The sequence below is a fragment of the Nocardioides currus genome (genome assembly GCF_003057875.1).
Lineage (GTDB): Bacteria > Actinomycetota > Actinomycetes > Propionibacteriales > Nocardioidaceae > Nocardioides > Nocardioides currus.
The window spans coordinates 153,568-173,736 of record NZ_PYXZ01000002.1 but is presented as its reverse complement, the minus strand read 5'-3'; the positions used below and the strand labels follow the sequence as shown (position 1 = coordinate 173,736).

21 protein-coding genes, 1 tRNA gene and 1 riboswitch are annotated in these 20,169 nt (G+C 72.0%); of the genes, 11 read left to right on the top strand and 11 right to left on the bottom strand.

The genetic code is table 11. The features are described 5' to 3' along the window. The first annotated feature begins 7 nt into the window (after window positions 1–7). Together C7S10_RS05880 and C7S10_RS05875 are read left to right on the top strand one after the other, a co-directional pair. Window positions 8–886 (top strand): LysR family transcriptional regulator ArgP, encoded by an 879-nt coding sequence (locus tag C7S10_RS05880; protein ID WP_108343494.1) that lies wholly within the window; start codon window positions 8–10, stop codon window positions 884–886. A gap of 80 nt (window positions 887–966) precedes the next feature. After that, window positions 967–2,316, top strand: coding sequence for a rhodanese-like domain-containing protein (locus tag C7S10_RS05875; RefSeq protein WP_114327785.1), 1,350 nt, complete (start codon window positions 967–969; stop codon window positions 2,314–2,316). Between the two features lie 3 nt (window positions 2,317–2,319). On the opposite strand, the gene C7S10_RS05870 is transcribed toward C7S10_RS05875, so the two are convergent. After that, entirely contained in the window at window positions 2,320–3,150 is an 831-nt protein-coding gene (locus C7S10_RS05870) for an SGNH/GDSL hydrolase family protein (protein ID WP_108343492.1), read from the bottom strand. Window positions 3,151–3,264: 114 nt separating this feature from the next. Here C7S10_RS05870 and C7S10_RS05865 point away from each other — a divergent pair, with 114 nt between their 5' ends. Beyond that, entirely contained in the window at window positions 3,265–4,461 is a 1,197-nt protein-coding gene (locus C7S10_RS05865; protein ID WP_108343491.1) for a DUF2157 domain-containing protein, read from the top strand. Then, the gene (locus tag C7S10_RS05860; protein WP_108343490.1) at window positions 4,458–4,916 is read left to right on the top strand and encodes a GDYXXLXY domain-containing protein; all 459 of its coding nucleotides are present in this window, start codon (window positions 4,458–4,460) and stop codon (window positions 4,914–4,916) included. The genes C7S10_RS05865 and C7S10_RS05860 overlap by 4 nt, the downstream gene beginning before the upstream one ends. Before the next feature lie 16 nt (window positions 4,917–4,932). Here the strand turns inward: C7S10_RS05860 and C7S10_RS05855 are convergent, their stop codons facing one another. From C7S10_RS05855 to C7S10_RS05830, 6 genes are all read right to left on the bottom strand, one after another. Next, complete coding sequence (locus C7S10_RS05855) at window positions 4,933–5,376, bottom strand: DUF6174 domain-containing protein (RefSeq protein WP_108343489.1); 444 nt, start codon at window positions 5,374–5,376, stop codon at window positions 4,933–4,935. Between the two features lie 58 nt (window positions 5,377–5,434). Further along, complete coding sequence (locus tag C7S10_RS05850) at window positions 5,435–5,710, bottom strand: MoaD/ThiS family protein (protein ID WP_108343488.1); 276 nt, start codon at window positions 5,708–5,710, stop codon at window positions 5,435–5,437. 10 nt (window positions 5,711–5,720) lie between these two features. Further along, on the bottom strand, window positions 5,721–6,992 hold the full coding sequence (gene thrC / locus C7S10_RS05845) for a threonine synthase (RefSeq protein WP_108343487.1): 1,272 nt from the start codon (window positions 6,990–6,992) through the stop codon (window positions 5,721–5,723). 14 nt (window positions 6,993–7,006) lie between these two features. Further along, window positions 7,007–7,146, bottom strand: a riboswitch (SAM riboswitch). Between the two features lie 73 nt (window positions 7,147–7,219). After that, a complete protein-coding gene (otsB, locus tag C7S10_RS05840) occupies window positions 7,220–8,056 on the bottom strand; it encodes a trehalose-phosphatase (RefSeq protein ID WP_108343486.1) in 837 nt (278 codons plus the stop codon). 38 nt (window positions 8,057–8,094) lie between these two features. Further along, complete coding sequence (locus C7S10_RS05835) at window positions 8,095–8,616, bottom strand: LytR C-terminal domain-containing protein (protein WP_108343485.1); 522 nt, start codon at window positions 8,614–8,616, stop codon at window positions 8,095–8,097. Between the two features lie 43 nt (window positions 8,617–8,659). Further along, window positions 8,660–8,956, bottom strand: coding sequence for a nucleoid-associated protein NapA (locus C7S10_RS05830; protein ID WP_108343484.1), 297 nt, complete (start codon window positions 8,954–8,956; stop codon window positions 8,660–8,662). 139 nt (window positions 8,957–9,095) lie between these two features. On the opposite strand from C7S10_RS05830, the gene C7S10_RS05825 reads away from it, so the two are divergent. After that, window positions 9,096–10,538 (top strand): alpha,alpha-trehalose-phosphate synthase (UDP-forming), encoded by a 1,443-nt coding sequence (locus C7S10_RS05825; RefSeq protein WP_108343483.1) that lies wholly within the window; start codon window positions 9,096–9,098, stop codon window positions 10,536–10,538. An 18-nt stretch (window positions 10,539–10,556) separates the two neighbouring features. Here C7S10_RS05825 and C7S10_RS05820 read toward each other — a convergent pair whose 3' ends face one another. After that, window positions 10,557–12,095, bottom strand: a complete 1,539-nt coding sequence (locus C7S10_RS05820) for an FMN-binding glutamate synthase family protein (RefSeq protein ID WP_108343482.1) — start codon at window positions 12,093–12,095, stop codon at window positions 10,557–10,559. Window positions 12,096–12,171: 76 nt separating this feature from the next. Between C7S10_RS05820 and C7S10_RS05815 the strand changes: the two genes are divergently transcribed. Genes C7S10_RS05815 through pdxY form a run of 6 tightly spaced genes read left to right on the top strand, consistent with a single transcriptional unit; the run spans window position 12,172 to window position 18,599 of the window. Next, window positions 12,172–13,434, top strand: a complete 1,263-nt coding sequence (locus tag C7S10_RS05815; RefSeq protein ID WP_108343481.1) for an alpha/beta fold hydrolase — start codon at window positions 12,172–12,174, stop codon at window positions 13,432–13,434. Between the two features lie 11 nt (window positions 13,435–13,445). Further along, on the top strand, window positions 13,446–14,783 hold the full coding sequence (locus tag C7S10_RS05810) for an MFS transporter (protein ID WP_108343480.1): 1,338 nt from the start codon (window positions 13,446–13,448) through the stop codon (window positions 14,781–14,783). Next, entirely contained in the window at window positions 14,780–16,225 is a 1,446-nt protein-coding gene (locus tag C7S10_RS05805; RefSeq protein WP_108343479.1) for a pyridoxal phosphate-dependent decarboxylase family protein, read from the top strand. The genes C7S10_RS05810 and C7S10_RS05805 overlap by 4 nt, the downstream gene beginning before the upstream one ends. A gap of 32 nt (window positions 16,226–16,257) precedes the next feature. Continuing rightward, the gene (locus tag C7S10_RS05800) at window positions 16,258–16,914 is read left to right on the top strand and encodes a uracil-DNA glycosylase (RefSeq protein WP_108344003.1); all 657 of its coding nucleotides are present in this window, start codon (window positions 16,258–16,260) and stop codon (window positions 16,912–16,914) included. A gap of 46 nt (window positions 16,915–16,960) precedes the next feature. Further along, window positions 16,961–17,734, top strand: coding sequence for a dioxygenase family protein (locus C7S10_RS05795; RefSeq protein ID WP_108343478.1), 774 nt, complete (start codon window positions 16,961–16,963; stop codon window positions 17,732–17,734). Window positions 17,735–17,756: 22 nt separating this feature from the next. Continuing rightward, complete coding sequence (gene pdxY / locus C7S10_RS05790) at window positions 17,757–18,599, top strand: pyridoxal kinase PdxY (RefSeq protein WP_108343477.1); 843 nt, start codon at window positions 17,757–17,759, stop codon at window positions 18,597–18,599. Here the strand turns inward: pdxY and C7S10_RS05785 are convergent. From C7S10_RS05785 to C7S10_RS05775, 3 genes are all read right to left on the bottom strand, one after another. After that, window positions 18,596–19,522, bottom strand: coding sequence for a methylenetetrahydrofolate reductase (locus C7S10_RS05785; RefSeq protein ID WP_108343476.1), 927 nt, complete (start codon window positions 19,520–19,522; stop codon window positions 18,596–18,598). The genes pdxY and C7S10_RS05785 overlap by 4 nt on opposite strands. Window positions 19,523–19,633: 111 nt before the next feature. Beyond that, window positions 19,634–20,035: an HNH endonuclease signature motif containing protein gene (locus tag C7S10_RS05780; RefSeq protein WP_108343475.1), complete on the bottom strand. Its 402-nt coding sequence runs from the start codon at window positions 20,033–20,035 to the stop codon at window positions 19,634–19,636. A 32-nt stretch (window positions 20,036–20,067) separates the two neighbouring features. Further along, a tRNA-Thr gene (locus C7S10_RS05775) sits at window positions 20,068–20,139 on the bottom strand. Window positions 20,140–20,169: the final 30 nt, after the last annotated feature.

Below are 20,169 nucleotides of genomic sequence, written 5' to 3'. Positions count from 1 at the left end.
TTGCTTCATGTATGACCGTGCGCAGCTTGCCGCCCTCGAGTCCGTCGTCGCCCGCGGATCCTTCGAGGCCGCCGCGCGGGACCTGCACCTCACGCCGTCCGCGGTGTCCCAGCGCGTGCGCGCCCTCGAGAACGCGACCGGCGCGGTGCTGGTGCGCCGCACCCGACCCTGCACCGCGACCAGCGCGGGAGAGCACCTCGTCCGGCTGGCCCGTCAGGTCCGCGAGCTCGAGTCCGACACCGACGCCGAGCTCCACCAGCGCGACGCGCCACCGACCCTGGCGATCGCGGCCAACGCCGACTCGGTCTCGACGTGGTTCGTCGACGCGCTGCGCAGCGCGGGCGACGCGACGGACGCGGGCTTCGACGTGCGGGTCGACGACGAGAACCACACGGCCGCCCTGCTCCGCTCCGGTGCCGTGATGGGCGCCGTCACCACGACCGGCGAGCCCGTGCAGGGCTGTCGGTCCGTCCCGATCGGCTCGCTGCGCTACCGCGCCGTCGCCTCCCCCGACCTGGCCATCACCGACCTCGCGAGCCTGTCCGTCGCACCGCGCGCGAGGTTCCACGCCACCGACGACATCCCGGACCGGCTGGTGGCCCGCGCCACCACCCGCGCGCTCACCGGGAGGCTGCACACCGTGGGCGCCGGCGACGGCTACCTCGCCGCGATCCGGGCCGGGCTCGGGTGGGGCGCCATCCCCGAGCTGCTCGCCGCGGAGCACCTCGCCACGGGCGCGCTGGTGGAGGTCGCCGGCGGCCGGCACCTCGACGTACCCCTCCACTGGCAGCACTGGCGCATCGCCTCCACCGCCCTGGTAGCCCTGACCGACGCTGTCGTCGCGACGGCGCGCACGCAGCTCGTCCGCACCCGCACCCGACGCTGATCGGGCGCCGGACAACTTTTCGTGGCCCCGTCTGCTCTAATATGAGTAACTCACTAGACTTTTGGAATCCAAGGAGCGCCATGCACGTCATCGCCGTCGATGTCCCCGAGCTGGGCAACCGCGCACACCTCGTCCACGACGGTGCGCGGGCGCTCGTGGTCGATGCCCCCCGTGACTGGCGACCGCTCGAGCTCGCCGCGGAGTCGGCCGGCGTCGACATCGTCGCCGTCGCCGACACCCACGTGCACAACGACTACCTCTCGGGCGGGCTCGGCCTGGCCACCCGCCACCGCGCGGACTACTGGCTCAGCGGCGACGAGCGGGTGCAGTTCGACCGGCTGCCGACCCACGACGGCGACCTGCTCGACGTCGGTCGCCTCCGGGTGCGGGTGCTGTCCACGCCCGGCCACACGCTGCACCACCAGACGTTCGTGGTGGGCGACCCGCGCAGCGGCGAGACCGGCGTCTTCAGCGGCGGCAGCCTGCTCCACGGCACGGTCGGCCGCACCGACCTCGTCGACCCGCTGCTGAGCCGGATGATGGGGCGCGCCCAGTGGGAGAGCGCGCGCAAGGTCGCGTCCCTCGACGCCGCGGCCACGCTGCACCCCACGCACGGCTTCGGCGGGATGTGCGCCGCGACGGCCACCTCGCCGGTGGGGCAGGGCACGGTCGGCGACGAGCGCGGACTCAACCCGGCCCTGGTCACCCCGCGCGACCGGTTCGTCGAGGAGCTGGTCGCCGGCTTCGGCCCGGTGCCGAGCTACTACCGCCGCATGGGCCGGCTCAACCGTGCCGGCGCCGGGGCGGCCGCGACGCTGCCGCCGACCGAGATCACCGAGAACGACGTGCTCGACGCCGTGCGTCGCGGATCCTGGGTCATCGACCTCCGCCCGCGGGCCACCTTCGCCCGCGCCCACCTGACCGGCTCGATCAACATCGAGGACGGCCCCCTCTTCGCGCAGTACGCCGCGTGGCTGGCGCCCTGGGGCGGTGACATCGTGCTGATCAGCGACTCGGCCGACGACCTCTCCTCCGGCGTGCACGACCTCGCGCAGGTCGGCGTGCAGGTCCGCGCGACCCACCTGCTCGGCCCGGCGAGCACCTGGTTCGACAGCCACGACTACCGGGTGGCCGACTGGGCGACCTACGCCCGCAGCGCCCGCGGCAGCGTCACCCTCGACGTGCGGCTCGACGCGGAGTACCACGACGCTCACCTGCCCGAGTCGTTCCACGTCCCGCTGCACGAGCTGGAGGGCGCCGCGTCGCGGCTCCCGGACGGGCAGGTCTGGGTGCACTGCAAGAGCGGCTTCCGCGCCGCCATCGCGGCCAGCCTGCTCGCCCGGGCCGGGCGGGACGTCGTGCTGATCGCCGACGACTGGGAGAAGATCGCCGACCAGGGGCTGCCGGTGCTCCGGGGGCGCGCCGCCTGAGGGCTACCCGACGCCCGGGGCGTGGTGTCCGAACGGCAGCACGTCGTCGTGCCCCAGCGCCGCCAGCACCGAGGGCAGCATCGCCCGGGCCGTCCGCTTGTAGCCCTGCGTGCTGGGGTGGAAGCGGTCGAGGCTGAACATCTCGTCGGGGTTGGTGATGAAGAACGGCCCCACCACGTGCGCCAGCGACACCGCCCGCGCACCGTGCGCCAGGGCCGCCTCCCGCTGTGCCTGCGCGAGCTGGCGCGACGCCCGCGAGCCGAGCGCGCGCAGCGGTTGCGGCACGGGCCGGAGTGCGCCGAGGTCGGGGCAGGTCCCCACGACCACCTCGGCACCGCGGGCCTGCAGGGCCGTGATCGCGTCGGTCAGGTGCCGGATCGACTCGGCGACCGGCACGCGATGGGTGACGTCGTTGCCGCCCACGACGATCACGGCGACGTCGGGGGCGTACGTCGCAGGGAGGCCGGCCACCTGCTCGGCCAGCAGGCTGCTCTCGGAGCCGACCACGGCGGCCGTCCGGAGCCGCACCGCGCGCCCGGTCCGCTTCGCGAGGCGTCGGGACAGCCCGCCCCCCAGCGTGTGCTTGGGATGGTCGGCGCCGAGGCCGGCCGCGATCGAGTCACCGAGGACCACGAGGTCGATGGTCTGCCCGTAGCGCTTCCTCCAGACCTTGTCGGCGCTCGGTGCGACGTGCCCGAGCGGGTCGCCGATCCGGCTGCGGGCGATGGCCGCCTGGCGCGTCAGCACCTCCTTGGTCGCGTACGCCGCTGCGCCGGCGACCACCCCGAGCGCACCGGCGGCGATCCCCCACCGCGCCACCACCCTGCTCCGCATGGGGTCGTTCAACCAGACGCGGGCGAACGCCGTGCCACGACTGGGTGGCCGCGGGCGAAATGATTGGGCGCGCGTACTCACGCCCGCGGTCGGCAACGGCGCCACCATGGGCGCATGGACACCATCGAACGTCGACCCCTGAGCGGTGAGCACTACCGCTGGCTGCGGCGCGAGCTCGCCGACTGGCAGAACGAGGGACTCCTCGACGCCCGCACCGCCGAGGCCATCACGGCACGGTACGCCGACGTCGGCGACCGCCACCGCCGGTTCTCGCTGGGCCGCCTGCTGCTCGCCCTCGGCGGGTCGTTCGTCGGCGTCGGCCTGATCTGGCTGGTCGCCGCCAACCTCGACGCGCTGCCACCGATGGTGCGCTTCGTCGCCGTCGCCGCGATCTGGCTGGCCCTGCTGACGGGCGCCGAGCTGTCGAGGGTCGGCGGCGCCGTACGCGGAGCACTGCGCCTGATGGCGGCACTGGCCTTCGGCGCGGTGGTCTTCCAGGCCGCCCAGTCGTTGCAGGTGCCGGCCTTCGCTCCCGGCCTCGTCGGGCTGTGGGCGGCGGGGGCACTCGTCCACGCCTACGCGTTCCGCGCCCTCCTGCCCCTCGTGGTCGGTGTCGTCACCGGCGTGGGCTGGTGGATCGCCCAGCCGCTGTGGGACGACGGCAGCGCCGCGAGTGCGGTCGTCGGGATCGGGACGGCCGGCGTGGTCGCCATCTCGGTCGCGGTCGTCCACGACCGCGGCCTCACCCGATTCGGGCAGGTGTGGCGCGCCGCCGGCGCGCTCCTCGGCATGGTCAGCCTGTTCGTGGCGGCCGTGCCGTACACCACGACCGACGGCTTCCGCTGGAGCGGCTGGCTGTTCGCGGCCCTCGTCGCGGCCGGCGTCGCTGCTGGTGCCGCGCTGCTGGTCGCTCGCGGTCGGGCCCGCCTCGAGCCGCTGGTCGCCGTCGCGGTGGTCGGCGTCGCCGGGCTGATGGTGCTGTGGGACACCGGCACCGACACCTCGAGCGTCGGTGCGGCCGACTGGGCGCACGCCGCGGTCGGGGTCGTCGCCTTCGTCGCCCTCGCCGTCGCGCTCGTCGCACTGGGCACCCTGCGCGACCACCCGATGCTCACCGTGGTCGCCATGGTCGGCCTCGTGGTGTTCACGACCTTCCAGAGCTTCGCGGCCTTCGCCGCGATCGTGCAGGGGGCCTGGTTGTTCCTAGTGCTCGGGCTGGTCTTCCTGGCCACCGGGTTCGCCTTCGACCGGGCCAGGCGGGAGATCGCGGCCTCCCTCGAGGACACCGAGCAGGAAGGTGGAGCCCGATGAACAAGCTCGTCACCCTGGCGACCGTCGTCGCCGTCCAGGCCGGACTGGTGGGCGTCGCGGTCGCGCCGCAGCTCTCGGCCCGCCTGACAGGCGAGGCCTACGCCCTACGGGTCGCACCACTCGACCCGATCGACCCGTTCCGGGGTGCGTACGTCACCCTCGACTACCCCGACCTCCAGCTCGAGGACCAGCTCGAGGGGCGACCGATGTTCATCACGCTGGTCGAGCGGGACGGCGTCATGGTCGCCGACGACTACACGCTCCAGCGCCCCGACCAGCAGCCCTACCTGGCCTGCGACTCCACCGGGTGGCGGGTCGACTGCGGCATCGACAGCCTGTTCCTGCCGCAGGACGAGGCCGCCGCCATGGAGGAGACGCTGCGCGACGGGGCGATCGCCGAGGTGCGGATCGACGGGCGGGGCCACGCCGCGCTCATCGGCGTACGCGCCCCGTGACGAGGTGCCGGGGTCGTCAGGACCGCGAGAGGCTGACGGTGTAGTAGCGCTCCTCGTCGGTCGCGGACTTCTCGGGGTCGATGGTGATCGACTTCGGGATGCCGCGCGGCGTGTAGGTCACCTCGACCCGGTCGGCCGTCTCGTAGCCCTCGCGGAGCATCGCGAACAGCTGGTCCATCGACCAGCCCTTGCCGTCGCCGAGCGTGCGGGTGCCCTGCGTGACGGTGCGCGTCTCGCCGTCACGCACGACCGTCCTCACGCCGGGCGCCTGAGGGCAGAAGCAGCTGAGCCTGACCGTCGTGGTGTAGTCGTCGATGCCCTTCTTCTCCCACGCCTGCCAGGCCGCGACCAGAGCCGGGTCGTCCTTCGAGGTGGGCTCGAAGTCGCCGGCAGCGTGCGCCGGCACCACGAGGCCGAGGGTGGGGAGCAGGGCGAGGGCGAGGACCAGGACGCGCTTCATGTGGGTCATGGTCGCTTGGACGGACCCCTTCGTCGAGCGGTTGCGTCGAGCGGTCCCCTCAGCCGCCGGCGACCGCCGGGATCACCGAGACCTGGGTGCCGTCGGGCGTCGCGGTGTCGAGGTTGTCGAGGAACCGCACGTCCTCGTTGCCGACGTACACGTTGACGAAGCGGCGCAGGTTGCCCGCCTCGTCGAGCACCCGGCCCTTGATGCCGGCGAAGCGCGCGTCGAGGTCGTCGAGCACGGCGGCGAGGGTCTCGCCGTCGGCGCTCACCTCGGACTCGCCCTCGGTGTAGGTGCGCAGGATGGTCGGGATGCGGACCGAGACGGCCATGGGTGTCTCCTCAGACGATGTTGGCGGCGGTGAAGGCGGAGTAGCTGGGCTCGATGGTCGCCGCGGGACCGACCCGGTCCGAGATGGCGTCGAGGGTCTTGAGGCCGTGGCCGGTGTTGATGACGACGGTCTCCAGCGTGGTGTCGAGCTGCCCGGTCTCGACGAGCTTCTTCAGCACGCCGACGGTGGTGCCGCCGGCGGTCTCGGTGAAGATCCCCTCGGTGCGGGCCAGCAGCACGATGCCGTCGCGGACCTCGTCGTCGGTGATGTCCTCCACGGCACCGCCGGAACGGCGGCAGATGTCGAGGACGTAGATGCCGTCGGCCGGGTTGCCGATCGCCAGGCTCTTGGCGATGGTGTCGGGCTTCACCGGGCGGATCGCGTCCGTGCCGCCCTTGAAGGCGACGCTGACCGGCGAGCAGCCGGTCGCCTGGGCACCGAAGATCTTGTAGGGCTTGTCCTCGACGAGGCCGAGCTTGATCAGCTCCTGGAAGGACTTGTCGACCTTGGTCAGCTGGGAGCCGGACGCCACCGGGATGACGATCTGGTCGGGCAGGCGCCAGCCGAGCTGCTCGGCGATCTCGTAGCCCAGGGTCTTGGACCCCTCGGCGTAGAAGGGGCGGACGTTGACGTTGACGAACGCCCAGCCGTCCTCCTCGCCCGCGATCTCGGAGGCGAGCTTGTTGACGTCGTCGTAGTTGCCGTTCACGGCCACGAGGTTCTCGGTGAAGATCGCCGAGTTGACCTGCTTGGGCTGCTCGAGGTTGCTGGGGATGAAGACGACCGTCCTGATCCCCGCACGGGCCCCGGCCGCGGCGACGGCGTTGGCGAGGTTGCCCGTGGAGGGGCAGGCGAAGACCTTGGCGTCCAGCTCGCGGGCGGCGCTCAGCGCGCAGGCGACGACGCGGTCCTTGAAGGAGTTGGTGGGGTTGGTCGAGTCGTCCTTGACCCACAGCGTGTCGATGCCGAGCTCGCGGGCGAGGTTGTCGGCGCGGAGCAGGCGGGTGAAGCCGGGCTCGGTGTTGGGGCTCTGCTCGATGTCGGTCGGGACGGGCAGGAGCGCCTTGTAGCGCCAGATGTTGCGCGGGCCGGCCTCGATCTCGGCCCGGGTCACCTGCGGGAAGTCGTAGGCGACCTCGAGCGGACCGAAGCACTCCGGACACGCGTAGTGCGGGCCGAGCTCGACCTCGTGGCTGCACTCGCGGCACACGAGGGAGCGGGCGTTGCCGAAGGCCCCGTCGCGCAGGGTCGAGGTGGCCGGGGTGTCGGCGACAGCAGTCATGACAGAAGTCCTCCTTCTCATCGACCCCGGCGCGACTTTCGCTCCGGGACGGAATTGGCACCGTTTCCACGACTTCTCGCGCGAGGCGGGAAGGAGGTTCGTGGCGGTTGCCGGGACTTCGTCGGGCCGTTCCCTCAGTCCCTCGTGATGAGGTCTCCAGAGTAGGCAGGTCGTCTCAGCATGTGCACATCGAGTCCATATGCTGGCACGCGGCGTGCGGAGCGGACTCAGTCGGCGGCGTCGGAGACGAACTGCCGCAGCAGGGCCATCACACCGTCGGGTCCGGGGACCACGACGTCGGCCAGCGGGAGCAGGGCCGACTGCTCGTCGGACGCGGCACACACCAGCAAGGTGGCCAGCCCCTCCTCGCGCAGCTCGGCGACGGCCTCGAAGGCCTCGACGTCGCCGAGGTCGTCACCCGCGAACAGGAATCCGCCGGCGCCCTGCTCGCTCGCCAGGGTCCGCACCGCGTGACCCTTGTGCTGGCCGTCGGAGCGCACCTCGATGACGTTGCGACCGGGCTCCACGATCAGGCCGTGGGACAGCGCGAGCTCGGACATCGGTCCGAGGAGGCGCTCGAACGCGTCGCCGGCGTCGTCGAGGCGTCGGGTGTGTACGGCGACCGCCAGCCCCTTCTCCTCCACGAAGGCCTCCCCCGCTCCACTGCGGCGCAGCAGCGCCGGCAGCTCGCGCTCGAAGGTGGACAGCCCGTGCGGGGGACGCGGCGAGATGACCCGACGCTGCGTCGAGGACCAGCGCTCGTTGCCGTACTGCCCGAAGACGAACAGCTCCTTGCCGTGGTCGCCGATCGCGTCGCCGACCTCGTCGAGCCCGCCGAGGGCCAGCACCTGGCGTGCCGGGCGGCCGGTGACGACGGCGACCGCGAGGACGAGGTCGCTCAGGTCGACGAGCAGCTGCGGCGCGTCGGTGTGGATGTGCGCCTCGGTCGGGTCCTCGACGATGGGCGACAGGACGCCGTCGAAGTCGAGGCCGACCACGGTCTGGTGCGCCTTCGCGACGAGGTCGGCGTAGCGCTGCTGGGAGGCTGCGGAGGTGAACTCCATGCGGAGAAGCCAACCACGTGGGTCGGCTGCGGGGTCAATCAGCCCGCGTCACCGGTGAGGACGATCGTGAGGCGGTCCATCTTCATCGGCTCGACGGCCGGGTTGGTGCGGGCGATGCCGAGGTCGAGCGCGAGCTGCTTGCCGGCGGCCTCGAGGCGGGCCGGGTAGTAGACCGTCGAGGCCGGGATCGACCCGACCCAGTTGTCCTCGCCGACGACCTGCCAGCCGACCTGGGTCGCCTTCGCGGCGGTGGTCGCGGCCAGGCCCTTGATGCCGGAGTTGTTGAAGACCTCGACGTACACCTCGCCGCGCTTGATCGTCGGCTTGGGCTTGGCGGTCTTCACCGGCGTGACCGGCGTGGCCTCCGGGGTCGGGCTCGGCGTCGCCGCGGCGGTGGTGACCTTGCGCTCGACCGGGGCGGCGTCGCGGGTCGCGACGAAGGCGAACCCCGCCATCGCGATCGCGATGACGCTGAGCATCACCAGCGGCGACGGGAAGGCGACGCCGCGCTGGTTGCGCGTGCGGGGGCGGGACGGCGTGGAGATCGGCCTGGAGCTCATGGGTGCCTCGCTGGGGGAAGGTAGGCGGGACAAGACGGGTGGATCAGACGTCGAAGCCGAGGCGCCGGGCCGAGCGCTGGCGCTGGCGGGAGGCACGCAGCCGGCGCAGGCGGCGGACCAGCAGCGGGTCGGCCTCCAGGGCCTCGGGGCGGTCGATGAGCGCGTTGAGGACCTGGTAGTAGCGGGTCGAGCCCATGTCGAACTTCTCGCGGACGGCCTGCTCCTTGGCCCCGGCGAACTTCCACCAGTGGCGCTCGAACTCCAGGATGTCGCGGTCGCGCTGGCTCAGACCGGGGGTGTCCTCACCCCCGTGTGCGACGTATGCGTTCGCGGCGTCCATGACTTGCATCTCCTGGGATCGACGTCTCGGTGGGGCCACTGTAGGCGACGAACAACACCGATGTCATTCGCTCCCGGCGAGTCGCGTTGGCCAAACGGTGGCGGGCAGGTAGCGCACACCCGACCGATAGGGTTCACGCGTGACCAGACAGGCGCTCGCCGACCTCGTGATCGTGGCCAACCGCCTGCCGGTGGACCGCGTCACCCTCCCCGACGGGACCACCGACTGGCGTCGTTCGCCGGGCGGGCTGGTCTCCGCGCTCGAGCCCGTGATGCGGGCCAACGACGGGGCGTGGATCGGCTGGCCGGGCTCGACCGACGACGACGTGATGGAGCCGTTCGTCGAGGACGGCCTCCAGCTCGTGCCGGTGCACCTGACCGCCGACGAGGTCGAGGAGTTCTACGAGGGCTTCTCCAACGGCACCCTGTGGCCGCTCTACCACGATCTGGTGGCCAAGCCGGAGTTCCACCGCGAGTGGTGGGACTCCTACGTCCGGGTCAACCAGCGCTTCGCCGAGCGCGCCGCCGAGGTCGCCGCCGAGAACGCCACCGTCTGGGTGCAGGACTACCAGCTCCAGCTCGTGCCGCAGATGCTGCGCGAGCTGCGCCCCGACCTGCGCATCGGCTTCTACCTCCACATCCCGTTCCCGCCGGCCGAGCTCTTCAGCCAGCTGCCGTGGCGCCGCCAGATCCTCGAGGGACTCCTCGGCGCCGACCTGATCGGCTTCCAGCTCTCCGGCGGCGCGGCCAACTTCGTGCGGCTCGTGCGCGGCCGCGTCGGGCACAAGACCCACCGCGACCTCGTCTACCTCCCCGACGGCCGGACCGTGAAGGCCGCCGCCTTCCCCATCTCCATCGACGCCGAGGGGTTCATCGAACTGGCCCACGACGAGGCCGTGCAGGCCCGCGCCGCGGAGATCCGCGAGGCCCTCGGCAGTCCCCGCAAGGTCTTCCTCGGCATCGACCGCCTCGACTACACCAAGGGCATCTACGCACGCCTGCGCGCGTTCTCCGAGCTGATCGCGGAGGGGAGGCTCGACGTCGAGGACGCGGTGTTCGTCCAGGTCGCGACCCCCTCGCGCGAGCGGGTCGAGCAGTACCGCATCCTGCGCGACGACATCGACCGGCTGGTCGGGCGGATCAACGGCGACCTCGGCCGGATCGGTCGCCCGGCGATCTCCTACCTCCACTCCTCCTACCCGCGCGAGGAGATGGCCGCGCTCTACCGCGCCGCCGACATCATGGTCGTCACGCCCTACCGCGACGGCATGAACCTGGTCGCCAAGGAGTACGTCGCCTGCCGCTACGACGACGACGGCGCCCTCGTCCTCAGCGAGTTCGCCGGTGCCGCCAACGAGCTCCGTCAGGCCTACCTCGTCAACCCCTACGACATCAACGGCATGAAGGCCGCGCTGATGGAGGCGTTCGAGGCGGACCCGAAGGAGACCACCAAGCGCATGCGAGCCATGCGCAAGCAGGTGGTCGACAACGACGTGACGGCGTGGGCCAGCAACTTCCTCTCGGCGCTCGCCGACACCCGCCCCGAGCACGGCAAGGCGGTGCGACCCGCGCGCAAGCGCTGACGCGCCCCGTACCGCCCCTCAGGCTGGGTGCTCGGCGGTCGCCTCGGCCATGATCGTCTCGATCTCCTTGGCCAGCGTGGCGCCGACGGTGCCCCATCCACGGCCGTAGCCGTAGACCTCGCGCAGCGGTCGCGACGACTGGAGCCCGTCGATCAGGTCGATGTCGTCGGCGGTGATCAGGGCGGGGTGGGCGACCCCGACGGCCTCTGAGACCTTGAGCAGGTCGCGACGCAGGGTCTTGACGTAGTTGGCGGCGCGCGCCGACTTCAGCTCGGGGTCGAGCCCGTGCATCAGCCACGGCCTCTGGGTCGCGACGCCGGTGGGGCACTCGTCGGTGTGGCACTTCTGGGCCTGGATGCAACCGATGGCCAGCATCGCCTCGCGCCCGACGTTGACCATGTCGCAGCCGAGCGCGAACGCGACGAGGGCGTTGTCGGGCAGCCCGAGCTTGCCGGCGCCGATGAAGGTGATGTCGTCGGTGAGACCCGCCTCGGCGAACCGCTTGTAGACCTTGGCGAACCCGACGCGGAAGGGGAACGCGACCGAGTCGGCGAAGACGAGGGGCGCCGCCCCCGTGCCGCCCTCGCCACCGTCGATGTTGACGAAGTCGACCATCCGCTCCGGCGTCATGGCCGCGATCAGCTCGTCCCAGAAGTCCATGTTGCCGACGGCGCTCTTGATGCCGACCGGCAGGCCCGTCGCGGCCGCGATCGTCTCGACGAAGTCGAGCAGCGAGTCGACGTCGTGGAACTCGGCGTGCCGACTCGGCGACGCGCAGTCGACGCCCGGTTTGATGCCGCGGATCTCGGCGATCTCCTCGGTCACCTTGACCCCGGGCAGCATCCCGCCGAGGCCGGGCTTGGCGCCCTGCGACAGCTTGATCTCCACCATCCGCACCGGCGCGCCGGCGCACAGCTCGACGAGCCGGTCGAGGTCGAAGGCACCGTCCTCGTCGCGGCACCCGAAGTAGGACGTGCCGATCTGGAAGACGAGGTCGCCGCCTTGGCGGTGGTACGGCGACAGCGCGCCCTCCCCCGTGTTCTGCAGGCATCCGGCGAGCTCGGCGCCCCTGTTGAGCGCCATGATCGCGTTGCTGCTCAGCGAGCCGTAGCTCATCCCCGAGATGTTCACGACCGATGCCGGTCGGAACGCCTTGGCCCGCCCGCGGGCCAGGCCGATGACCTTCGCGCACGGCAGCGGCGTCTCCTCGCCGGAGTGCGCGTGTCGCGACGGCGCGACGTCGGCGAACGTGCGCTGCTTGATGATCGGGTAGCCGGTGCGGCCCTCGAGGTCGTTGTCGGTGCCGAACCCGAAGTAGTTGTTCTGGAGCTTGGCGCTGGCGTAGACCCACCGCCGCTGGTCGCGGCTGAACGGACGCTCGTCGTCGTTGCCGGTCACGATGTACTGCCGCAGCTCGGGGCCGACCGCCTCGAGGAGGTAGCGCAGGTTGGCGATGACGGGGAAGTTGCGCTTGAGGGCGTGCTGCTTCTGGGTGAGGTCCCGCACGGCCACGGCACCGACGGCGGCGGCACCCAGGGCGGTGAGCGTCTTCTTCATGTGTCGTGTCTAGTCCTGCGCACCGTGCCGGGGCAACAGCCTCACGGGTGCACGGCCCCGGCGTATCTTTCGCCCCATGGATCTCCTGCCCCCGAAGCCGGCCCAGGTGGTGTCGGCCGCCAACAACGTCGCGCACAAGCTGTTGTACGGCGGGCTGGCCGATCTGCGTCCGATGCCGCGCACGCTCATCGACGACGGCGAGCTCCGCGAGGTCTACCACTACCGGCCGGCCGCGGGGACGACCGAGTCGGGCAACCCGGTCCTGATGGTGACCCCGCTGGCCGCTCCGGCCCTCTGCTTCGACCTGCGCCGGGGCTGCTCGCTGGTCGAGCACTTCGTCACGCAGGGACGCCCGACCTACCTCGTGGAGTACGGCCAGGTCTCGTTCCGCAACCGCACGCTCGGCATGGAGCACTGGGTCGACGAGGTGCTGCCCCAGGCCGTCCGGGCCGTCTCCGAGCACGCCGGCGGCCGGCCCGTGCACCTCGTCGGCTGGAGCCTCGGCGGCATCTTCTCGCTGCTCACCGCCGCCGACCAGCCGGACCTGCCGATCGCCTCGCTCAGCGTGGTCGGCTCGCCCGTCGACGTACGCAAGGTCCCGCTCGTGGCGCCGGTGCGTCCGCTGCTCAACCTCAACTTCACCGAGCGCGGCGGTCTCGTGACCCGCGGCTACCAGGCCCTCGGCGGCGCCCCGAAGCCGCTGGTCAACTGGGCCTTCCAGCTCGCCAGCGTGCAGAAGATGGTGACCAAGCCGCTGGCCATCGCGACCCACCTCGACGACACCGAGTTCCTCGCCCAGCTCGAGGCCGTCGACCGGTTCTCGTCCAACATGATCGCCTATCCCGGCCGCGCGTTCGGGCAGCTCTACCACCGCATGGTCAAGGGCAACGCCCTCGCCGCCGGGTCGATGACCTTCGCCGACCGCACCATCCAGCTCTCCGCGATCAAGGCGCCCGTGCTGGTCTTCGGCGGGGCGACCGACGGCATCGCCCCGATCGGCGCCGTCAGGGCCGTCGTCCCCCTGCTCACCGGCTCGCCGGAGGTGCGCTTCGAGATCGTGCCCGGCGGCCACCTCGGGATGCTCACCGGTCGCGCCGCCCGCACCTCGACCTGGCTGGTGATGGACGAGTGGATCGACCAGTGGTCGGCGGCGACGGCCCCGACGAAGGCCCCGACGAAGAAGGCGGGCACGAAGAAGGCGGCAGCGAAGAAGGCGGCAGCGAAGAAGGCACCGGCGAAGAAGGCGGCTGCGAGGAAGCAGGCCCCCGACCGCGCGGCGATCGGGTCCAACCCGTCGCGGCGCTACGGCTCCGCGGGCTCGCGCTCGCTCGGTCGCTGAGGGCGCCGGGGATGACCGACCTGCACGAACCCCGCACGAGCCTGCCCCGCAGCGTCCGCATCGGCTACGGCTCGGGCTCGGTCGCGACCGGGGCCTTCGGCACCGTCCCCGGCCTGATGCTGCTGCCCTACCTCACCGACGAGCTCGGCATCGCGGCTCTCTGGGCGGGACTGATCGTCTTCCTCCCGAAGGCCTGGGACGTGGTGCTCAACCCGGTCGCGGGCCGCGTCTCCGACCGCACGATCGATCCGGCCGGGCCCCGGCGCCCGTGGCTGCTGCGCGCGGGCGTGATGCTCGCCGGGGCGTTCGCGCTGATCTTCGCCGCCCCCGACCTGGGCTCGCAGGTGCTCGAGGCCGCGTGGGTGCTGGTCTTCTTCGTGCTGGCGGCCTCGGCCTACGCGTTCTTCCAGGTGCCGTACGTCGCCATGCCGGCCGAGATCACGTCGTCGTACCACGAACGCACCCGCCTGATGACGGCCCGCGTGGCCATCCTCGCGTTCACGATCATGCTGGCCGGGGCCACGGCGCCGGTGATCCGCGACGCCGTCGGCGGCCGCGAGGGCTATCGCGTGATGGGCGTGGTGATGGCGCTCGTCATCGCCGTCGGCGTGGTCAGCGCGTACGTCGGCACCCGCCGCGCCCCCATCGGGGCCGTGGCCGCGGGCGCCGGGTCGCTGCGTGAACAGCTCCGGATCGTGGCCACCGCGCGCGACTTCCGCCTGCTCCTCACCACCTTCGTGCTCCAGGCCCTCGCCACCGGCTGCATGCTCGCCGGCGTCGACTACCTCGCCGGGGACGTGCTCGACGACCAGGGGGCGTCCACGATCCTGTTCGTCTGCTTCGTCGGTCCGGCCCTGCTGCTGACGCCGGTCTGGGCACGCTTCGGGGAGCGGGTCGGCAAGAAGCAGGGCTACCTCGTGTCGTCGCTCGTGCTCGCGGCGGGAGCGGCCCTCGCCGTGCTCGCGCAGGCGGCGCCGGCGGCCGTGGTCTTCGCGGCCACCGCGCTGGTGGGGGTCGGCTACGCCGGCTGCCAGGTCTTCCCGATGGCGATGCTGCCCGACGCCGCCGCCACCGACGCCGCGCGCACCGGCGAGAACCGGGCGGGGGTCTACACCGGTGTGTGGACGGCCGGCGAGACGCTCGGCCTCGCGCTGGGGCCGGGACTCTTCGCCCTCGTGCTCGCGGCGGGTGGCTATGTCTCGTCCGCCGGGGACGACGTGGTCCAGCCGGGCTCGGCGCAGACCGCGATCACGCTGGGCTTCTCGCTCGTCCCTGCCGTCCTGACGCTGGTGAGCCTGTGGTGGCTGACCCGCTACACCCTCGACGAGAACCAGGTGGAGGCAGCATGACCGACCCCCTCGCACGGCTGCAGGAGCTCCAGGCCGGCGACCTCCCCGTCCACGGCGGCCGCACGCTGGCCTACGTCTACGACGGCGGCGACGCCGAGGTCGACCGGATCGGGCGCGAGGCCGTCGCGGCCTACGCCGGGTCGAACGCGCTCGACCCCACGGCGTTCCCGTCGCTGCTCACGATGGAGAACGAGCTCGTCGGCTTCGCGTGCTCGCTGCTCGACGCGCCGGACGGCGCGGTCGGCACGGTGACGTCCGGCGGCACCGAGTCGGTGCTCCTCGCCGTACAGGGCGCGCGCGACGCCCGCCCCGACGTGCGCGAGCCGAGCATGGTGATCCCGTCGACCGCCCACGCGGCGTTCCACAAGGCGGCGCACTACTTCGGGGTGCGCGCGGTCGTGGTGCCGGTCGGACCCGATTTCCGCGCCGACGCCGCCGCGATGGCCGCGGCGATCGACGACACCACCGTGCTGGTCGTGGCGAGCGCGCCGTCCTACGCGCACGGCGTGGTCGACCCGGTCACCGAGGTCGCGGCGGCCGCCGCGGAAGCAGGCATCCGCTGCCACGTCGACGCCTGCATCGGCGGGTGGGTGCTGCCGTACGCCGCCCGGCTGGGCCGCGACGTGCCGGCGTGGACGTTCGCAGTGGAGGGCGTCACGTCGATCTCCGTCGACACCCACAAGTACGCCTACGCCCCCAAGGGCACGTCGCTGCTGCTGCACCGCTCGTCCGCGCTGCGCCACCCGCAGCTCTTCGCCTCCGCCGACTGGCCCGGCTACACGATGCTCAACCAGACGATGCAGTCGACGCGGTCGGGTGGCCCGATCGCCGGCACCTGGGCGGTGGTGAGCGCGATCGGGGACGCGGGCTACCTGCGACTGGCCGGCGAGGTGTTCGAGGCGGTCGACCGGATCGTCGAGCTCGTGTCGGCGACGCCCGCGCTGCGGCTCGTGGTGCCGCCGGACTCCACGCTGGTCGCACTGACGACCGACGGCTCGTGCGACCCCTTCACGCTGACCGACGAGCTCGTCTCGCGCGGGTGGTACGTCCAGCCGCAGCTGGCGTACGCCGACCAGCCGGCCTCCGTCCACCTGTCGGTGAGCGCCGCGACGCTGCGCCACCTGCCCGACTTCGCGACGGCCCTCGCCGACTCCGTGGCGGCGGCCCGGGCCGCGGGGCCCGTGAGCGTCGACGAGGGCGTGGTGTCGTTCATCGAGGCCCTGGACCCGGCGGCGCTCGGCGACGACGACTTCGACGGCCTGCTGGCCGCGTCCGGGCTGGTCGGCGCCGGAGCGGACGGGTCGCTGGACCTGCCGACGCGGATGGCGCCGGTCAACGCGATGCTCGACGTCGCGTCGCCGCCGATGCGCGAGGCGCTGCTGGTCGCGTTCCTCGACCGGCTCTCTCGACCGGTGCGACCGGCGACGGAGGTCCCGGCGTGAGCGCGCTCGCCGGCCTGGTCGACAAGGGCCTGATGGCTCCCGACTGGGCGGAGGCGCTCGCGCCGGTGGACGAGCGCATCGCGGCGATGGGCCAGTTCCTGCGGTCCGAGCTCGCGGCGGGTCGCGACTACCAGCCCGCGGGCGACCGGGTCTTCCGCGCGTTCGAGCGGCCACTGGGCGACGTACGCGTGCTGATCCTGGGGCAGGACCCCTACCCCAACCCCAGTCACCCGATCGGACTGAGCTTCGCCGTCGAGAAGCACGTCCGGCCACTACCGCCGAGCCTGCGCAACATCTATGCGGAGCTGCGCGACGACCTGGGCATCGAGCCGCCGGAGCACGGGGACCTGTCTGCGTGGGCCGACCGCGGCGTCATGCTCCTCAACCGCTGCCTCACCGTCCGCCCCGGCGACTCCAACAGCCACCAGGGCAAGGGCTGGGAGGCGGTCACCGAGCGGGCGATCACCGCGCTGGCCGCCCGCGGCGGGCCGTGCGCCGCGATCCTGTGGGGCTCCAACGCGAAGTCGCTGGCGCCGAAGCTGGCCCCGATCCCGGCCGTCGAGTCGGCCCACCCCTCGCCGCTGTCCGCCCAGCGCGGCTTCTTCGGGTCGAAGCCCTTCTCCCGGGTGAACGCGCTCCTCGAGGAGCAGGGCGCGGCTCCGGTCGACTGGTCGCTGCCGCCGGCCTGACTCGGATAGCTTGAATTTAGTTGTACCTTCAACTAAGGTGAGGCGCATGAACGACCGCATGCCTGCCCTGTACATCGGCCACGGAGCCCCGCCGCTGCTCGACGACCCGGTGTGGTCGGGCCAGCTGGCGGCCTGGGCGCGCGACCTCCCCCGGCCGAAGGCGATCCTGATCGTCAGCGCGCACTGGGAGTCGGCGCCGGTCAGCCTGACCGCCAGCCACGCGCCGCTGGTCTACGACTTCGGCGGGTTCGCGCCGCGCTACTACCAGATGACGTACGAGACCCCCGACGCCACGGCGCTCGCCCAGCGGGTGGCCGCGATGATGCCGAAGGACGAGCCGGTCCACCAGCACGCCAGCCGCGGCCTCGACCACGGCGCCTGGGTGCCGCTGAAGATCATGTACCCGAAGGCCGACGTCCCGGTGCTGCAGATGTCGCTGCCCACGCAGGACCCGGTCCGGCTGATGAAGCTCGGCGAGCGGCTCAGGCCCCTGCGCGACGAGGGCGTGCTGATCATCGGCTCGGGCTTCCTCACCCACGGCCTGCCGTTCCTCAAGGACTTCAGCATCGACGCGAAGGCTCCCGGCTGGTCGAAGGACTTCGACGCCTGGGCCGGCGAGGCGCTCGCGCGCGGCGACGTCGACGCGCTGGCGGCGTACACCTCCCAGGCGCCCGGCATGCCCTACGCCCACCCGACGGTGGAGCACTACACGCCGCTGTTCGTGACGCTCGGTGCCGCGACGACGCCCGACGAGCCCGGCGAGCAGGTCATCGACGGGTTCTGGATGGGACTGTCCAAGCGGAGCCTGCAGGTCGCCTGAGCCACGGGACTAGCCTGATCGGGTGCGCATCCTCTCGATCCAGTCCTCGGTCGCCTACGGCCACGTCGGCAACTCCGCCGCCGTCTTCCCCCTCCAGCGCCTCGGCCACGAGGTCTGGCCGGTGTTCACCGTGCACTTCTCCAACCACACGGGGTACGGCGCGTGGCGCGGCCCGCTCCTCGCCCCCGACGACGTCGCGGCGGTCGTGACGGGCATCGCCGAGCGCGGCGTGCTCGGCTCGTGCGACGCGGTGCTCTCGGGCTACCAGGGTGGGGCCGGCATCGCCGCGGTCATCCTCGACGCCGTGGCCCAGGTCAAGGAGGCCAACCCCGCGGCGACCTACACCTGCGACCCGGTCATGGGCAACGCGACCTCCGGCTGCTTCGTCGACCCGGCGATCCCGCCGGTCATCCGCGAGCAGGTCGTGCCGAAGGCGGACATCATCACGCCCAACCAGTTCGAGCTCGGCTTCCTGACCGACACCTCGCCGACCTCGCTGGAGGAGACGCTGGCCTCGGCCGACCTCGCCATGGCGATGGGTCCCTCGACCGTGCTGGTGACCTCGGTGGACCCGACCGACGACTCCATCGGCATGCTCGCCGTCAACCGCGACGGCGCCTGGCTGGTCGAGACACCGCGGCTGCCCATGAAGGCCAACGGCTCGGGCGACATCACCGCCGCCATGTTCACCGCCCACCTGCACGAGACCGGCTCCCCCGCCGACGCCCTCGCCCGCACGGCGTCGGCGGTCTTCGCGGTGCTGAAGGAGACCCTCGACTCGGGCGAGCGCGAGCTGCGGCTGGTCGCCGCGCAGGACGCGATCGCCGACCCGGCCTGCGAGTTCGAGGTGCGCCAGGTGCGCTAGTCCGGCCGGTCGAGCTCGTCCCGCAGCTGGCGGGCGAGCTCGACGGAGGCCTCGATCTCGGCGCGCCGGATCGAGACGCTCTCCACGTTCATCCCGAACGGGAGGCCCTGGCGGCGGCAGTAGGACATCAGCTCCCGGGCCACCCCGAGGGCGTGGTCGAGGGACGCCGCGAGAGTGTCCTCGGCATGCGTCAGGTCGTTCTCGATCCAGCGGGGGACGTCCACGCCCAGCCACCTGAGGAACTCGAGCGTCTTGGTCGACCCGCACACCGAGAGCGTGAAGACGACCGGGACGGGCGTGAGGCCGCGCGCGAGGCACTCGTAGCGGTAGTCCGAGACGAGGTCCTTGGCGGCGTTGACGTCGTAGACCACCTGGGTCACGAAGAACGAGCAGCCGGCCACCTGCTTCTCGATCATCCGCAGGTGCTCGTCGCCCCGGCGCGCGTGCCGCTCGGGGATCGCGACGCCGCCCAAGAGCAGGTCGGGCCGCACCTCCGCCCGCAGGGCCTGCGCCCGCTGGATGGACGTCGCGACCTCCTTGGTCCCCGACGACGCACCGACGAAGACCGACAGCGTCCGGTCGGGCGCCGCCGACCTCAGCCACGACTCGAGCTCGGGCTCGGCGTACTTCCCGACCGCTCGGTAGACCACGACCGGGATCGGCCAGTCCTCGAGGTGGTGGGCCAGGTAGTCGACCGGATCCATCGTGGGCAGGAACGGGAAGGGTCGCTCCTCGGCGTTGCGATCGCTCTCGTCGTCGATGTCGTAGAGGATCAGGCCGTCGAGCCCCAGCGGCTCCAGCCGCTGCGCCGTGACCTCGGCGATCTCCCGGACCCGCTCCGCCGGAGCCGACTGCCGCGGCGGCGTGAGGGCGAAGAGCAGCACCTCGCCCCGGCCCTCGATGATGCTGCGACGCAGGTCCACGGCCCAGACCGTAGCCGAGCGTGTGGTCGTGGTGTCAGTCGGTGACGCCACGACCACACGGACGGGTCACCGGGGCAGCACGTTCGTTCGGTACGGCGACCTGCGGAGCGGTCAGTAGGACTTGCCGTCGGCGTAGCGCTGCCGACGCCAGGCTCGGCCCTTGCCGCGGTTGCGGGCCTTGAAGGTCGGGAGCTGCGAGTCGCAGTTGGGGCAGATCAGCCGCAGGTTGGCTCGCGCGTTGTTGGTGGAGTCGCCGTCGACGTGGTCGAGGACGAAGCGCAGCTCGGAGCCGTTCCACTCCGCTGGGCACCCGCAGATCGCGCAGAGACCGTGCTGCTCACCCAGGACATGGCCCCGGATGTAGTGACCGACGCCGCTGCCGGGATGGCCCTCGCCGGTCTCCAGCCACCGCGCGACGTTGGCCGCACGCTCCATCGCGCGCTGACAGCGGTTGCTGCAGAAGACCTTCTGGTGGCGCTTCGTGAGCGCAGCGCCGCATCCGAGACAGGTCATGGGACGGACCGTAGGGCGGCGCACCGACATCGAGCCGCGTGAGAGATTCGAACTCTCGCAACCCAATTTACAAGATTGGTGCTCTACCCCTGAGCTAACGCGGCCTGCTGCAAGCAGCGGCGCAATCCTAGACG